The organism is Brevundimonas sp. KH_058 (genome assembly GCF_057838505.1).
Window position 1 is genome coordinate 1372375 of record NZ_CM174469.1, and the last position, 15287, is coordinate 1387661.

Here is a 15287-nt window from a genome sequence, read left to right on the forward strand (position 1 = left end):
ACGCCCCTAACGTCCTCAAGTAGCCCGAAGGGCGATAGGACAAACAAGAATCCAACCCCGCCGGAGCGATCCGGCGGGGCTTTTCGTTGTGTGATCGGCCGGGGCGTGCATGATCGGCGATAATAAGGAAGCGGTCGTGAAGCGTCTGTTCGGAAATCTGGTGCTGGCGGCCACCGCCGTCGCGGTGCTGTCCTTTTTCACCGCGCCCGCCGTCGCCTTCTTCGCCATTCGGTCGGCGGCCGAGGCGAAAGACGTGGCGGGGCTGTCGCGGCTGATCGACTTCAACGCCGTGCGCCAGTCGCTGCGGCCGCAACTGGCGGGACGGCCCGAGGCGATGGCGCCCGCGCCGTCGTTCCTGGAAGATCCTATCGGCGCCTTTAGGCGTCAGATCGAACAGAACCCCATCCTGCGCCAGCCCGACGTGGACGCCTATCTGACGCCGGCGGCCCTGACGGCCTTGTTGCGGGGCGAGGGACGATACGCCAGCCAGCGCACAGGGGCAGGCGTCGCGCCCGCTTCGGCCCAGGAGCGCAAGCCCTGGCCCAGCCCGGCCTATTGGAGCGTCAACCGGGCGCGGATGGCGGTGACGGACCAGGGCGGGTCGCGCACCCTGTTCACCTTCGAGCGGCGCGGGCCGTTCGAATGGAAGCTGGTCCATATCGGCCTGCCGGACGGGACCGCGCCCGCAGTGACCGTGACCACACGTCCGTAAGGCAACCGGGCGGTCGGGAGCCGCGTTGGCTTTTCAAGGAGACTGCATGAACCGCAAGATCGTCACCGGAGCCCTGATCGCCGTCATCGTCGGCGTGGTCGTCGCCCTGTTCGCCTCGCCCTTCATCGCCGCCCAGGCCCTGGTGCGCGCGGCGCGGACGGGGGATGCGGCGGGGCTAGAACGGCAGGTGGATTTTCCGGCCTTTCGCGCCAGCCTGAAAAGCGAACTGAATGCGCGAGCGGCGCTGGAAATCCGCAGCCGGACCAAGGGGGATCGCGGTCTGGCGGCGCTGGGCATGCTGCTGGCCCCGTCTCTGGTCGAAGGCGCAGTCGACAACTTCGTCACGCCCCAGGGCATCGCCGCCATGGTGCGTTCAGGCGAGACGCCCGAGCCGGAACGGCCGGTGCCCGCCGACGACACGCCCGCCGTGGACAAGGACAAGATCCGCCAATCCTGGGCCTATCGCGGGATCAACACCTTCGCCGTGACCCTGACGCGCGACGACCGGCCGGACGACGCGCTGGTGCTGATCATGGAGCGCCGCACGCCGTTTGCGTGGAAGCTGGCGGGGGTGGATCTGACGCCCGATCCGATGGGTTGAGACGGTCGAGGAGCAAAAAACACCGTCTAAAGTGTCTAATCTGTCTGATTGGACAATGCGTCGCCGATCAAAAAATTGAGTGCAATCGGTGCACTTTTGTCCTGGATGCGCGTCCCCCTCTATGACCGGCGGCGATTATACGCGCGGTTTGGAGGGCGGGCAGGAAGTGAACGCTGCGGCGGCTTAAGCCGCTGATGTTCCTTGAGACGCGGCTCTGAGATGGGATGGAAGGCGACCGGTCGCTTCGATCTTCGTCATCCTCCGGCAAGCCGCTTGCGGCGCAGACCGGGGGACCCAGCGGCGCCGAAGGCGATGTCTCTGCCGCACTCATACCCAGACAGCAGAGCCTCGACAGGGTCGCGCTCTCGCGCGCCGCTGGATCCCCCGGTTCCGCTGCGCGGCCCGGAGGATGACGAAAGCGAGGGCGATCAGCCCGCCAGCGCCGCGCGCACCGCCGCCAGACCGTCTTCGGCCTTGGACCCATCCGGCGCGCCGCCCTGGGCGAAGTCGGGTTTGCCGCCGGCGCCTTGGCCGCCCATGGCGATGACGGCGGCGCGGGCCAGGTCGGCGGCGTTGACGCGGTCGGCCCCGGCGCCGGCGAGATCGGAGGTGACGGCGACGGTGACGGCCGCCTTGCCCTCTGTCAGGCCGATCAGGGCCACAACGCCAGTGCCGACCTGTTTACGGAAGTCTTCGGCGACGCCGCGCAGACCCTTGCCGTCCACGCCGTCCAGGACGCGGGCCATCAGCTTGACGCCATTGATCTCCTCAGGCGCAGACGAGGCGCCCGAGCCGCCGCCGAGCGCCAGTTGCTTCTTCAACTCGGCGACCTGTTTTTCCAGCGTCTTGACCGAGGCGGTCAGGCTATCGACGCGGGCGGGGACGTCGGCGGTCTGGACCTTGAAGCCCTGAGCCAGCGAACGGGCGACGCCGGCCTGGGCCAGCAGATACTGGCGCGCGGCCTCGCCGGTCAGGGCCTCGATGCGGCGCACGCCGGCGGCGACGCCGGTTTCCTGGACGATCTTGAACAGGGCGATGTCGCCGGTGCGGGCGACGTGGGTGCCGCCGCACAGTTCGACCGAATAGGGGGCGTTGTTGTCGCCGGTCAAAGCCCGGCCCAAGGTCAGGACGCGGACCTCGTCGCCGTATTTTTCGCCGAACAGGGCGATGGCGCCGGCCTCGATGGCCTCCTGCGGGGCCATCAGCTTCATCTCGGTCGGGACATTCTGACGGATGACCGCATTGACCTCGGTCTCGATGGCCGAGAGTTCGGCCTCGCTGAGCGGGGCGCCGTGGCTGAAGTCGAAGCGAGCGCGCTCGGCGTCGACCAGCTGGCCCTTCTGGGCGACCGCCGGGCCGAGCACATTCTTCAGGGCCGTGTGCAGCAGGTGGGCGGCGGAGTGGTTGGCGCGGGTCGTGCGGCGTTTCTCGGCGTCCACCAGCTGCGCCGCGCGCGTTCCGATCTCCAGCTTGCCGGCCGTAACCTGGGCCACCAGGACGTGCAGGTCGCCGGCGTGTTTGCGCACGTCGATGATCTCGGCTTCGCCGCCCGGCCATTCGATAATGCCGTGATCGCCGGCCTGGCCGCCGCTTTCGGCATAGAAGGGGGTGGTGTCGAACAACACTTCGACGATGTCGCCGGCCTCGGCCGTCTCGACGGGGGCGCCGGCGTTCATGATGGCCAGGACCTCGCCCGAACCCTCGATAGTGTCGTAGCCGGTGAAGACGGTCGGCCCCATCCGGTCGCGGATCGCCAGCCATTCGTTGGTGTTGGCGGTCTGGCCCGAGCCCTTCCAGTGTTCGCGCGACCGCTGGCGCTGCTCGGCCATGGCGGATTCGAAGCCGTCCACATTGACCGAGAAGCCGCGACGGCGGGCCTCGTCCTGGGTCAGGTCCAGCGGGAAGCCGTAGGTATCGGACAGGGTGAAGGCCGTCTGGCCGTCCAGCATGTCGCCGGGACGGAAGCCCTGAACCGCCGTGTCGAACAGGGCCATGCCCCGGCCCAGGGTGGTGCGGAAGCGGACCTCTTCCTGCTTCAGCGTGTCTTCGATGAAGGGCTGGGCGCGGGCCAGTTCGGGATAGGCGTCGCCCATCTGGGCCACCAGGGTCGGGACCAGACGGTGCATCAGGGGATCGGCGGCGCCCAGCAGGTGGGCGTGGCGCATGGCGCGGCGCATGATCCGGCGCAGCACATAGCCCCGGCCCTCGTTCGAGGGCGTGACGCCGTCGGCGATCAGGAAGGACGACGAGCGCAGGTGGTCGGCGATGACCCGGTGGCTGGCGGCCTGATCGCCGTCCGACTTGGTCGAGGTGGCGTCTTCGGACGCCGCGATCAGGGTCTTGAACAGGTCGGTTTCGAAGACCGAATGCACGCCCTGGAGCACGGTGGTCATCCGCTCCAGACCCATGCCGGTGTCCACGCTGGGCTTGGGAAGGTTGCGAACGATCTGATCGTTCTCCTTCTCATACTGCATGAAGACGTTGTTCCATATCTCGACGTAGCGGTCGCCGTCCTCGTCCGGCGAACCGGGAGGACCGCCGGCGATCTTGTCGCCGTGATCCCAGAAAATTTCGGTGCAGGGGCCGCAGGGACCCGAGTCGCCCATGGCCCAGAAGTTGTCCGAGCCGGCGATGCGGATGATCTTGTCGTCGGAGAAGCCGGTGACCTTTTTCCAGATCGCGGCGGCCTCGTCGTCATCGATATAGACGGTGACCAGCAGGCGTTTGGGGTCCAGGTCGAAGTCCTGGGTGACCAGGTTCCACGCCTTCTCGATGGCGTGTTCCTTGAAATAGTCGCCGAAGGAGAAGTTGCCCAGCATCTCGAAGAAGGTCAGGTGGCGGGCGGTGTAGCCGACGTTGTCCAGATCGTTGTGCTTGCCGCCGGCGCGGACGCACTTCTGCGACGAGGTGGCGCGGGGATAGGGCGGCTTGGCGGCGCCGGTGAAATAGTCCTTGAACGGCACCATACCCGCGTTGACGAAGAGCAGCGACGGGTCGTTCTGCGGCACCAGCGGGGCCGAATGGACCTTGGCGTGGCCGTCCGCCGCGAAATAGTCGAGGTAGGTGGCGCGGATCTCGTTCAGGCTGGGCATGTGGCGGTCTTCGGCTCGGCGGTCGCTAAGGAACCGGCGTCTTATAGGGTTTTGGCGGCGAGCGCATCACCTCCGCACGCCGCACTCAAACGCGTGGCGGCGGGCCGAACTTGCCGGCCTGGTAGTCTTGGACCGCCTGGATGATCTCTTCGCGGGTGTTCATGACGAAGGGGCCGTGGCTGAAGACCGGCTCGTTTATGGGTTCGGCATGGCCTAGCAGGACGACGGCGTCGGTCTGGGCCGTGATCTCGACCGTGTTGCCGTCGCCCAGGGCGGCGAGGTTCCATTGCGGCACGGCGGTTCCGGCGACCGAGACCTCGCCCTTGACGCCATACAGGAAGACGTTGCGACCGGGGGCGACGGGCGTCTCGAACGCCGCGCCAGCGGGCAGGCGGACGACGGCCAGATGGATGTCGATCAGGGACTGGATCGGGGCCGCGACGCCCAGCCATTCGCCGGAGATGGGCTCGACCGTGACGCCGGCCTCGGTGGTGAAGGTCGGGATGTCGGACTTCTGCAGGCCCACATAGTCCGGCTTGGTCATCTTGAGCCGCGACGGCAGGTTCACCCACAGCTGCAGGATTTCCATCGGCCCGCCGTCGCGCTTGAAGGCGGCCGGGGACAGTTCGGCGTGGATCAGGCCGGAACCTGCGGTCATCCACTGGATGCCGCCCGCCTTGATGATGCTCTCGCCGCCGCCGGAATCGTGGTGGGCCAGTTCGCCGTCGAGGATGAAGGTCACGGTCTCGAAGCCCCGGTGCGGGTGGGGGCCGAACGGCAGGCCATTGTTGCCCGGCGCATAGGTCTGGGGCCCGTGGTGGTTCAGGAACAGGAAGGGATCGACCTGATCCAGGCCGGGACCGGGCACGGGGCGACGCGTGATCAGATCGCCGATGTCGTCGCGGTGGGCCGGATGCAGGCGAAGGACGGAACGGGGCTGGGTCATTCGCCACATATAGGGTGACGAATAGGCGATGGCGAGTTAGCCCGCGCGCGAGACCGTCACCGGTCGGGCGCGGCCGTTCTGGATCAGTTCGCCGGTCCAGCCCCTGGCGGCGGGTTGCAGATGCAGTTCGCCGCCGGACAGGGGGATGACGGCGATGTCGCCGCTCTTCGAAGCCGGGCCGGCTGGGCCGCCCTGGTCGGTCCCGGCCGGGGCGTCCAGCCGACGCCAGGCGCCTTCGATCATCCGCCCCCCGCCGAGGTCGGTCAGAGCCAGGGACAGCAGGGGTCTTCCATCGGAACTGGTCACGCGCCAGCGGCCGTCCAGAGGACCGCTGCGGGCGTCCGCGTCGATCTGAGCCTGGGCCACGCCCTGATCATAGGCGATCTCTGCGTCGGTGGGGCTGACCTCGTAACTGCCGACATAGGCGTTCACGTCGACGGGGGCGGTCAGGGGACGGCGGTGCCGATCGGTCGCAGCGTCGCCCTGCGCCTCTTCGCGACCGAAGTCGGAGGGCGGCTCGAACGGGCGGACGACCGGCGCCTGATAGGTCTCGGGCGTAGCGTCCAGCAGACCCGTGGTCTGGATGGCGGGCTCCAAGGCGACGACGGAGATCAGGGCGAACAGGATCATGAGGCCCACCGTGCCAAATACCGCCCTGCATCGGCTAGCCGTCCATGGGCTTGCGAACGCAAACGTGATCCGCCGTGATGGAACGATCGTAGAAACGACAATGCGTCGATGTTCGCCGCTGTGCGTTGACACCGGCCCCCCAGGGTCACAAAAGCCTTCGCAACCGCACACGGCGATTGAATTCATTCGCTTTTGAGAACCATTCGCATGACCCAGCCCAGCCCGACGCCGGGTGGCGCCTCTAGCGACCGGACCGGTCGCTTCGTCACCCAACCGAACGGTCACACCGCGCCTCTATCGCCCCACATGAGCGTCTGGCGCTGGCACGTCACCATGACGGCCTCGATCCTGTTCCGGGCCACGATCATCGCCGCCACCGTCGGATCCGTCTTCGTCATCGGCTGGCTGGGCGCAATGGCCTTTGGCGCCGAGCACTACGCCTGCTTCGCGTCGCTGGCGGGTTCGCCGCTGGGTTTGTTCATCGGCTTCGGCCTGACGGTGGTGCTGTTCTCCTTCATCCTGAACGGCGCGCGTCACACCTATAACGACACCGGCAACGGCCTGACGGTGAAGTCGGCGACGCTGTTGTCCAATATCGCCGTCTGGGCGCCGGTCCCGCTGGCCGTGCTGTTCTGGGTCGTCCTGTTCGCCGTCGGGAGGGTCTCGCTGTGAGCAGCGCCGCCAAGTTCAAGAACAACGTCAAGGTTTCCGAGCGCCACGGCGCCGGCGAATGGCTGATCGAGCGCGTTCTGCTGGTCGCCCTGCTGCCGCTGGGCCTGTGGGTCGCCTCGACCGGCTTCACCCTGGCAGGCGCCGGATATGACGCTGTGCTGGCCTGGTTCGCCAATCCGCTGAACGCGGGCCTGCTGGCCATCACCGTCGTGGTGTTCTTCGGCTATGTCAGCCTGGCCTGGAAAGTGATCCTGGAAGACTACGTGCCGGACGTGCGGACGCGCGGCCTGCTGGTCGGCCTGATCAACATTGTCTTCGTCGTGCTGGCCGCCGCCAGCGTCTTCTTCATCGTGCGGCTGGCGCTGGGTTCTGCGCCGCTGCCCGCCGGCTTCGGAGCCTGATCCCGTAATGACTGCTTACGAACTTATCGACCACGAATACGACGTCGTCGTCGTCGGCGCCGGGGGCTCGGGCCTTCGCGCCGCACTGGGCGCCGCCCAGCAAGGCCTGAAGGTCGCCTGCGTGACCAAGGTCTTCCCGACCCGCTCCCACACCGTCGCGGCCCAGGGCGGCATCTCCGCCTCGCTCGGCAATATGGGCGAGGACAGCTGGCAGTGGCACATGTACGACACCGTCAAGGGGTCGGACTGGCTGGGCGACCAGGACTCGATCGAATATCTGGTCAGGAACGCGCCCAAGGCCGTCTATGAGCTGGAACACTGGGGCGTGCCGTTCAGCCGCACCGAAGAAGGCAAGATCTATCAGCGCGCCTTTGGCGGAATGACCCGCAACTTCGGCGAAGGCCCGGTGCAGCGCACCTGCGCCGCCGCCGACCGCACCGGCCACGCCATCCTGCACACCCTGTACGGCCAGTCGGTGCGTCGCGAAGTGAAGTTCTTCGTCGAATATTTCGCGCTGGACCTGATCATGCAGGACGGCGCATGCACCGGCGTCACCGCGCTTCAGCTCGACAACGGCCAGCTTCACCAGTTCCGCGCCAAGATGGTGGTGCTGGCGACCGGCGGATACGGCCGCGCCTATTTCAGCGCCACCTCGGCCCACACCTGCACCGGCGACGGCAATGCGATGGTGCTGCGCGCCGGCCTGCCGCTGCAGGACATGGAGTTCGTCCAGTTCCACCCGACCGGCATCTACGGCGCCGGCTGCCTGATCACCGAGGGCGCGCGGGGCGAGGGCGGCTACCTGACCAACTCCGAAGGCGAGCGCTTCATGGAGCGTTATGCGCCGACCGTGAAGGATCTGGCGCCGCGCGACATGGTCTCGCGCTCCATGACCATCGAAATCCGTGAAGGCCGGGGCGTGGGTCCGAACAAGGACCACATCTACCTGCACCTGGACCACCTGGATCCGAAGATCCTGCACCAGCGCCTGCCGGGCATCTCGGAGTCGGCCAAGATCTTCGCCGGCGTCGACGTGACCAAGGAGCCGATCCCGGTCCTGCCGACCGTCCACTACAACATGGGCGGCATCCCCACGAACTATCACGGCGAGGTGCTGACGCTGCGCGACGGCAACCCCGACAGCGTGGTTCCGGGCCTGATGGCCGTGGGCGAGGCGGCCTGCGTTTCGGTGCACGGCGCCAACCGCCTGGGCTCCAACTCCCTGACCGATCTGGTGGTGTTCGGCCGCGCCGTCGGCCTGCGCTGCGGTGAAGTCGTCGACAAGGCCTCGGCCGTGCCGTCGGCCTCCAAGTCGCAGACCGACCAGCACCTGGCCCGCCTGGACCGCTTCCGCTACGCCGACGGCTCGACCCCGACCGCCGAACTGCGCCTGTCGATGCAGAAGGCCATGCAGGCCGATGCGGCGGTGTTCCGCACCGGCGAGACCCTGCAACAGGGCACCGACAAGCTGCGCGCCATCGAGGCGGCCGGCGCCGACATCAAGACCACGGATCGCGGCCTGATCTGGAACACTGATCTGATCGAGACGCTGGAATATGACAACCTGATCGCCCAGGCGATGGTCACCATCGAGGGCGGTCTGAACCGCACGGAATCGCGCGGCGCCCACGCCCGCGAGGACTATCCCGATAGGGATGATGCAAGATGGATGAAGCACACCCTGGCGTGGAAGCGTCCGGGCGAGCAGGTCCAGATCGATTATCGTCCGGTCCACAACTACACCATGTCCGACGACATCGCGTATATCGAACCGAAGGCGCGGGTTTACTAAGATGGTCCAGCTTACTCTCCCCAGAGGCTCCAAGCCGACGACGGGCAAGGTCCATAAGGCCGCGCCGGGGTCCAAGGACGTCAAGACCTACAAGGTCTATCGCTACGACCCCGAGGTCGATGCGGACCCGCGCTGGGACACCTATGAGGTGCCGACCGGCGACCACGGCCCCATGCTGCTGGACGCCCTGATCCACATCAAGAACACCATCGACCCGACCCTGTCGTTCCGGCGCTCGTGCCGCGAAGGCATCTGCGGTTCGTGCTCGATGAACGTGGACGGACGCAACGCCCTGGCCTGCACCAAGGGCTGGGACGAGTGCGCGTCGCACAACATCACCATCGCCCCCCTGCCCCACCAGCCGGTGGTCAAGGACCTGGTGACGGACCTGAGCCTGTTCTACGCCCAGTACGACTCGATCCAGCCGTATCTGCAATCGGACGAGCCGGACCCGGAAAAAGAACGCCTGCAGACCCCGGCTGAGCGCGAGAAGCTGGACGGCCTGTACGAGTGCATCCTGTGCGCCTGCTGCTCGACCTCCTGCCCCAGCTACTGGTGGAATCAGGAAGAATACCTCGGCCCGGCGGCGCTGCTGCAATCCTATCGCTGGATTTCCGACAGCCGCGACGACGCGACCGACAAGCGTCTGGACGACCTGGAAGATCCGTTCAAACTGTATCGCTGCCACACGATCATGAACTGCGCCCAGGTCTGCCCCAAGGGGCTGAACCCGGCCAAGGCCATCGCCGAGACCAAGAAGCTGATGGTTTCGCCTAGCCGCAAGAAGGCGGCCTGATTTAGAAACCCCCGGAGCACCGCTTCGGGGGTTTTTGTTGTCTTCTAATCGGCCAGCGTGAGCCCGCAGTGGGCGGCGAAATGACGAAAGTCGGAATCGCCGGAGATCAACGGAATTCCCGCATCGATGCAGGACTGGGCGATCAGGGCGTCGGCCAGGCGCGCCTTGAGACCGCGCATCGCGAGCGCGCGGCGATTGAGCGCCGCCCTTTCCCAATAGCCCTCGATTACCGGTACGAGTGGCGCTGCGCCCAGCAGGGCGTCGAGATCGCTTTCAGGCGACGCGGCGGACAGCAGTTCCGTCAGAACCAGCGGCGGCAGCACCAGCCGCTCGTCGAGAAGGGCGCGGCGAACCGCCGGTCGTGCGGGCCCATCGAAGCCGTGCAGGAAATGCAGGACCGCGCTGGTGTCGGCGGCGATCAAACCGCGCGGTCCGATCCGTCCAGCGTGCGATCCTGGCGCAGGTCGTCGAGATCGACGTCCAACGGCGCGCGCCCTTCTAGGGCCAGCATGCGACGACTCCAATCCGAATGCGCCAGGGTTTCGAGCGCCCGACGCAGGGTTTCCGTCACGCCCTGGCCCGTCGCATCCTGAGCCGCCGCCAGGAGGCGGGCCGGCAGGATGGCGGTGATCTTGCGCATGTCGTTCATGCGTCGATAATGCCATATAGCGATGCTGGCGCCAACTTACGGTCTTGCGCGGGCGGCATGGCTTGATATGAGCGGCCCATGGCCAGCATCACCTATATCGAGCATGACGGAACCGAGCACGTCGTCGACGTGAAGCCGGGGCTTTCCGTGATGGAAGGCGCGATCCGCAACAATGTGCCGGGCATCGACGCGGACTGTGGCGGGGCCTGCGCCTGCGCCACCTGCCACATTTATGTCGACGAGGCCTGGCGCGAGGCGACGGGCAAGCCCAGCGCCATGGAGGAGTCGATGCTGGACTTCGCCGAAGAGGTCGAGCCCAACAGCCGGCTGTCGTGCCAGATCCGCGTCTCGGACGCGCTGAGCGGCCTGGTCGTGCGGTTGCCGCAGAACCAGCACTGAAATGGACGAGCCGGGGCTGATCGAGAGGATCGGCCGCTGGATCCAACAAGCCGACCCGGCCGGACTGCCGCCGATCTTGGGGATCTCAGGGTCGCAAGGGTCTGGAAAATCCACCCTGGCGCAGGACGTGGCCGAGCGGTTCGGCGGGGCGGCCCTATCGCTGGACGACGTCTATCTGACCAAGGCCGAGCGAGCGGATCTGGCGGCGCGGATGCATCCGCTGTTCGCCACGCGCGGGCCGCCGGGAACGCATGACCTGGGTTTGCTGCTGCGGCTTCTGGACCGGCTTTCGAGTGCGGGTCCGGGCGACCGGACGCCGCTGCCCCTGTTCGACAAGCTGACCGACGACCGGGCGCCCGAGGCGGACTGGCCCGTCGTGCAGGGGCGGCCGAGGGTGATCGTGCTGGAGGGGTGGTGCCTGGGGGCGACGGCGCAGGCGGAGACGGCCCTGGTCGCGCCGATCAATGCGCTGGAGGACGCGCAGGATGCGGATGGCCTGTGGCGGCGTGCGGTCAACGATGTCTTGGCTAGGGACTATGCGCCGCTGCGCGCGCGGCTGGACGCCTTGATCTTCCTGAAGGCGCCGTCGTTCGATGTCGTTCTGGATTGGCGCTGCGAACAGGAGGCCGGACTGATGAAGCGCGACGCCGTGCCGCCGGAGCGGCGTGCGGCCCTGGCGGTCTTCGTCCAGCACTATGAGCGACTGACCCGGCACATGATCGAAGGCGGCGTCGCCGCCGACCTGGTCGTCGAACTGGACCGGGATCGCCGGATCGTGGGCCTGGAGGGCGCGGATTTCCTCGCGGCGACAGGGGGCGTGGGGCCGGAGCCGGCCTCGCGCGTTATCGAACCATGAGCTTGTTTGGATCCAAACCCGCCGCCACGGAAGACAGACGGTCGGCGACGCGTCGTCCGGCCAATGCGCGTGGCGTCGTCTGTGCGCCCGGCGTGGAGACGGCGTGTCTGATCGTCGATCTGTCGGACGGCGGCATGAAGGTGCGGCTGGACCGGGGCGCCGCCCTGCCGCGCGAGGTGGTGGTGGTCGACGTCGAGCAAGCCGTGGCCTATCCCGCGACCGTCGTGTGGCAGAGGACGAACGAGGCGGGCTTGAGACAGACGGGCGCCAAATCCTTGCGCGGCCTCGCGCCCGCCCGGCTGATCGGAGCGCGCGAGGCCTGGCTGAGGGCCGGGGGCCGCTAGAGCCCGGCGGGCATGGAGCCGGCGTTGATGGCGATCCGGCCCACCAGTCCCTTGACGATCAAATCGAGCGCCGAACCCTCGCGGTAGTCGGCGGCGGCGACGAAGTTGACGCGGTCCTCCGAGATCAGGGAATAGACCTTCTTCTGATCCTTCTCGTTCGAGCGCGGGTCATAGACGGCGATTGAGAAGCCGCCCTTGGTGTGCATCATCTTCATGGTCGGCACGTCGGTGTCGCCGTCGCCGATGAAGATCATCCGGTCGAACGGCACGGCGCGCTCGTCGTCGGGGATGAAGTGGTTGATCCGCTCGTGCTCCCAGTGGTTCTTCACCCCCTTGTTGATGCGGAACAGATACTGGGTCTTGGTGGTGTAGTTGACGCCCACGGCCGGCCAGGCCGCCTCACCCTTTTCGTCATAGACATAGTGGGACGCGAAAACGTGGTTCAGGGCGGGCCGGATCGGCGTGCCGTCGATCATCTCCTCCAGCCCGGCCGAGATGATGTAGTGCTCGATCTCCAGCCCGTATTTGGCGCCGAAGGCGTTCATCCGGTCGAACCAGCTGAGATCCTTCAGACCCTCGAACAGGGCAACGGCCTCGCCGTGCTGGCGCAGGGTCTCGCGCGTCACCGGCGCGCCGTTCTGGCGGGCGTGATGCAGCATCAGCTGCATGTACATCAGGATGCCGTCGCCGTCGGCGTCCTTGGTCAGGCGCTCGGCCTCCTCCCAGAAGGCGCCGATGCCCATGCCCACCGAGGGGATGAACGACACCTCCTGCATGTTGCCGCGCGCCAGGGTGCCGTCGAAATCATAGATCAGGGCGGTCTTCAGCAGCGGGGTCTTGGGGTCGGACATGAGGGCGAGATCCTTGGTGGAACCCGCCCTCTATATCAGCCCGCCGCGCCCGTCGATTGGCGACGCTGGCCGAAGGTGGGGGCGGCCGCCTTCTGCTCGGCCCAGTAGTCGGCGCCCGTCGTCGGCTTGAACATCGTGCGCGGCGAGCCGTTTCTGGCCACCACGGCGAAGGTGTTGGTCGAGGCCTGATAGATCAGGGTGTCGCCGTTGGGCCGTTTCACCGTCTCGGCGTCGCTGGGCGGCTTGGTGGTGAAGGCGGTGACCTTATCCAAATATTCTTCGGCCGAGCGGGCGTCGAAGTCGGCGCCGTTGCGGTCGTAGAGACGGGTGATTTTCGCATCGACGGTCTCGCGTCGATTGGCGGTCAGGACCGGTTTCTCCTGCGGCGTCGTGGCGTCTTCGCCCGTCGCGGGCATTGAGGTCAGGGCCACCGGCTCGGCCGTCGCCGTCCGGTCTCGCGTCTCGACCGCCGAACTGTTGTCGCAGGCGCTCAGCCCCAGCAGTCCGCACAGGGCCAGCAAGGCCCCTCCCCTCATCAGCGTTCTCATTCTTTCCCTCCAGATACCCGCTGAACGCGACGAAAGCACAACTTTATTGTTCGCGCAATGTTCTCGTCTCGACGGCGTCACGCGGGGCGGCTAGACGGAAGACATGGACAATCGCCCCCTTTCGAACCGCAAGATCCTGCTGATCGTCGGCGGCGGCATCGCGGCCTACAAGGCGCTGGAGCTGGTGCGGTTGATCGCCAAGGCGGGCGGACAGACGCGAGTGATCCTGACCGAATCCGGGGCCGAGTTCGTGACGCCTCTGTCGCTGGCGGCGCTGAGCGGCCATCCGGTGCGGTCGGGCCTGTTCCATCCCGACGACGAGACCAGCATGGGCCATATCGAGCTGTCGCGCTGGGCCGATCTGGTGGTCGTGGCGCCGGCGACGGCGGGACTGATCGCCAAGGCCGCGAACGGCCTGGCCGACGACCTGGCCTCGACGACCCTGATCGCCACAGACAAGCGGGTGCTGCTGGCGCCGGCCATGAATGTGCGGATGTGGGAGCATCCGGCGGTCCAGGCCAATATGGAACGGCTGAAGGCCTTTCCCGGCTTCCACGGCGTGGCGGTTGTCGGACCGGACGAGGGCGAGATGGCCTGTGGCGAATATGGCTTCGGCCGAATGGCGGAACCGGCGGCGATCCTGGAGGCCATCGAGGGCCTGCTGGCCGGCGCTGACGGGCGGCCTCTGGCGGGCAAACGCGCCGTCGTTACGGCCGGGCCGACGTTCGAGCCTATCGACCCGGTGCGGGGCCTGACCAATCGCTCCAGCGGCAAACAGGGCTACGCCATCGCAGCGGCACTGACCGAACTGGGCGCAGAGGTGACGCTGGTGTCCGGGCCGACGGCGCTGGACGCGCCCACGGGCGTGACGCGGATCGATGTGGAGAGCGCGCTGGAGATGCAGGCGGCGACGCGCGCGGCCTTGCCGGCCGACATCGCCGTGCTGTCGGCCGCCGTCGCCGACTGGCGCGTGGACACCATCGCCGGCGGCAAGATCAAGAAAGGGCCAGGCGGACCGCCGACCTTGGCTCTGATCGAGAACCCCGACATCCTGGCGGGCATCGCCGCGCCAGGACCGAAACGACCGGCCCTGGTCATCGGCTTCGCCGCCGAGACCACGGATTTGGAAGCCAATGCGCGAGCCAAGCTGTCGAGGAAGGGCTGTGACTGGATCATCGGCAACGACGTGTCCGACGACGTGTTCGGATCGGACGGCAACGCCGTGCTGCTGGTCACCGCCGACAAGACCGAGACCTGGCCGCGCCAGTCCAAGACCGCCATCGCTCGGGCCGTCGCCGCCCGTATCGCCGCCCATTTCAAGGCCCCCGAATGACCGAGACCACGATCCAGATCCTACGCCTGCCGCATTCCGAGGGCCTGCCCCTGCCGGCCTATGAAACGGCCGGATCGGCGGGCATGGACCTGCGCGCGGCGGTGCCTGAGGATCAACCGATGACGCTGGAGCCCGGACAACGCGCCCTGGTGCCCACGGGGCTGAAAATCGCTCTGCCGCTGGGCTACGAGGCCCAGGTGCGTGCGCGCTCGGGCCTGGCGCTGAAACACGGCATCATCTGCCCCAATGCGCCGGGCACCATCGACAGCGACTATCGCGGCGAATGCGGCGTGATCCTGGCCAACATCGGCGCCGAACCCTTCGTCATCCGCCGGGGCGAACGCATCGCCCAGCTGGTGATCGCCAAGCACGAACGCGCGGACTGGGTCGAGGTGGAGACACTGGACGACACTGCGCGCGGGACGGGCGGGTTTGGATCGACGGGGCGGTAGATGGGGCATTTGACGTGAAGGTTTGCGCTCTTTTGGCGTCCGGCGCCTTGCTTATGGCTTGCGCCAAAGCAGAACCTGAAAACTGCGGCGCGACGTTCTGTTTGCCAAAGGAGGCGACGTTCGTCCAAGTTCAGCCTTGGGGCCAGAACACGACCATCTATTCGGTGTCCAGCGCTGGTCAAACCATCGTCATTCACGAGGGGCTTGGGTTCA

At 67.1% G+C, this 15287-nt stretch carries 18 protein-coding genes; 11 read left to right on the forward strand and 7 right to left on the reverse strand.

Features of this window, described 5'->3' with window-relative positions; genetic code table 11:
• Positions 1 to 136 precede the first annotated feature (136 nt).
• Both AC3ISA_RS06510 and AC3ISA_RS06515 read left to right on the forward strand, forming a co-directional pair.
• Positions 137 to 712, forward strand: a complete 576-nt coding sequence (locus AC3ISA_RS06510; protein WP_489179806.1) for a DUF2939 domain-containing protein — start codon at positions 137 to 139, stop codon at positions 710 to 712.
• A 46-nt stretch (positions 713 to 758) separates the two neighbouring features.
• The gene (locus AC3ISA_RS06515) at positions 759 to 1313 is read left to right on the forward strand and encodes a DUF2939 domain-containing protein (RefSeq protein ID WP_489179807.1); all 555 of its coding nucleotides are present in this window, start codon (positions 759 to 761) and stop codon (positions 1311 to 1313) included.
• Positions 1314 to 1741: 428 nt separating this feature from the next.
• Here AC3ISA_RS06515 and alaS read toward each other — a convergent pair whose 3' ends face one another.
• From alaS to AC3ISA_RS06530, 3 genes are all read right to left on the reverse strand, one after another.
• Positions 1742 to 4405 carry an alanine--tRNA ligase gene (gene alaS / locus AC3ISA_RS06520; protein WP_489179808.1) on the reverse strand — a complete coding sequence of 888 codons (2664 nt, stop codon included), beginning with the start codon at positions 4403 to 4405 and terminating at the stop codon, positions 1742 to 1744.
• A gap of 85 nt (positions 4406 to 4490) precedes the next feature.
• Positions 4491 to 5351, reverse strand: coding sequence for a pirin family protein (locus tag AC3ISA_RS06525; protein ID WP_489179809.1), 861 nt, complete (start codon positions 5349 to 5351; stop codon positions 4491 to 4493).
• Positions 5352 to 5387: 36 nt separating this feature from the next.
• The gene (locus AC3ISA_RS06530; protein ID WP_489179810.1) at positions 5388 to 5981 is read right to left on the reverse strand and encodes a hypothetical protein; all 594 of its coding nucleotides are present in this window, start codon (positions 5979 to 5981) and stop codon (positions 5388 to 5390) included.
• A 207-nt stretch (positions 5982 to 6188) separates the two neighbouring features.
• On the opposite strand from AC3ISA_RS06530, the gene sdhC reads away from it, so the two are divergent.
• From sdhC to AC3ISA_RS06550, 4 genes are read left to right on the forward strand one after another with little or no spacing between them, the layout of a single operon-like run.
• Complete coding sequence (sdhC, locus tag AC3ISA_RS06535) at positions 6189 to 6653, forward strand: succinate dehydrogenase, cytochrome b556 subunit (protein WP_489179811.1); 465 nt, start codon at positions 6189 to 6191, stop codon at positions 6651 to 6653.
• Positions 6650 to 7054, forward strand: a complete 405-nt coding sequence (gene sdhD / locus AC3ISA_RS06540) for a succinate dehydrogenase, hydrophobic membrane anchor protein (protein WP_489179812.1) — start codon at positions 6650 to 6652, stop codon at positions 7052 to 7054. The genes sdhC and sdhD overlap by 4 nt, the downstream gene beginning before the upstream one ends.
• 7 nt (positions 7055 to 7061) lie before the next feature.
• On the forward strand, positions 7062 to 8846 hold the full coding sequence (sdhA, locus tag AC3ISA_RS06545) for a succinate dehydrogenase flavoprotein subunit (protein ID WP_489179813.1): 1785 nt from the start codon (positions 7062 to 7064) through the stop codon (positions 8844 to 8846).
• 1 nt (position 8847) lies between these two features.
• Positions 8848 to 9642, forward strand: coding sequence for a succinate dehydrogenase iron-sulfur subunit (locus AC3ISA_RS06550; protein WP_489179814.1), 795 nt, complete (start codon positions 8848 to 8850; stop codon positions 9640 to 9642).
• 44 nt (positions 9643 to 9686) lie between these two features.
• Here AC3ISA_RS06550 and AC3ISA_RS06555 read toward each other — a convergent pair whose 3' ends face one another.
• Together AC3ISA_RS06555 and AC3ISA_RS06560 are read right to left on the reverse strand one after the other, a co-directional pair.
• Entirely contained in the window at positions 9687 to 10064 is a 378-nt protein-coding gene (locus AC3ISA_RS06555) for a PIN domain-containing protein (protein WP_489179815.1), read from the reverse strand.
• Positions 10061 to 10291, reverse strand: coding sequence for a hypothetical protein (locus tag AC3ISA_RS06560; protein WP_372691618.1), 231 nt, complete (start codon positions 10289 to 10291; stop codon positions 10061 to 10063). Before AC3ISA_RS06560 ends, AC3ISA_RS06555 begins: the two co-directional genes overlap by 4 nt.
• 78 nt (positions 10292 to 10369) lie before the next feature.
• Between AC3ISA_RS06560 and AC3ISA_RS06565 the strand changes: the two genes are divergently transcribed.
• From AC3ISA_RS06565 to AC3ISA_RS06575, 3 genes are read left to right on the forward strand one after another with little or no spacing between them, the layout of a single operon-like run.
• Entirely contained in the window at positions 10370 to 10690 is a 321-nt protein-coding gene (locus AC3ISA_RS06565; protein ID WP_372691619.1) for a 2Fe-2S iron-sulfur cluster-binding protein, read from the forward strand.
• Between the two features lies 1 nt (position 10691).
• On the forward strand, positions 10692 to 11546 hold the full coding sequence (locus AC3ISA_RS06570; RefSeq protein WP_489179816.1) for a kinase: 855 nt from the start codon (positions 10692 to 10694) through the stop codon (positions 11544 to 11546).
• Positions 11543 to 11890, forward strand: coding sequence for a PilZ domain-containing protein (locus AC3ISA_RS06575; RefSeq protein WP_372691621.1), 348 nt, complete (start codon positions 11543 to 11545; stop codon positions 11888 to 11890). Before AC3ISA_RS06570 ends, AC3ISA_RS06575 begins: the two co-directional genes overlap by 4 nt.
• Here the strand turns inward: AC3ISA_RS06575 and AC3ISA_RS06580 are convergent.
• Together AC3ISA_RS06580 and AC3ISA_RS06585 are read right to left on the reverse strand one after the other, a co-directional pair.
• A complete protein-coding gene (locus tag AC3ISA_RS06580) occupies positions 11887 to 12741 on the reverse strand; it encodes a haloacid dehalogenase-like hydrolase (protein WP_489179817.1) in 855 nt (284 codons plus the stop codon). The genes AC3ISA_RS06575 and AC3ISA_RS06580 overlap by 4 nt on opposite strands.
• A 35-nt stretch (positions 12742 to 12776) precedes the next feature.
• On the reverse strand, positions 12777 to 13289 hold the full coding sequence (locus AC3ISA_RS06585; RefSeq protein WP_489179818.1) for an S-type pyocin family protein: 513 nt from the start codon (positions 13287 to 13289) through the stop codon (positions 12777 to 12779).
• A 103-nt stretch (positions 13290 to 13392) separates the two neighbouring features.
• Here AC3ISA_RS06585 and coaBC point away from each other — a divergent pair, with 103 nt between their 5' ends.
• Positions 13393 to 14622 carry a bifunctional phosphopantothenoylcysteine decarboxylase/phosphopantothenate--cysteine ligase CoaBC gene (coaBC, locus tag AC3ISA_RS06590; RefSeq protein ID WP_489179819.1) on the forward strand — a complete coding sequence of 410 codons (1230 nt, stop codon included), beginning with the start codon at positions 13393 to 13395 and terminating at the stop codon, positions 14620 to 14622.
• Positions 14619 to 15074 (forward strand): dUTP diphosphatase, encoded by a 456-nt coding sequence (gene dut / locus AC3ISA_RS06595; protein WP_425986969.1) that lies wholly within the window; start codon positions 14619 to 14621, stop codon positions 15072 to 15074. Before coaBC ends, dut begins: the two co-directional genes overlap by 4 nt.
• Positions 15075 to 15287 lie beyond the last annotated feature (213 nt).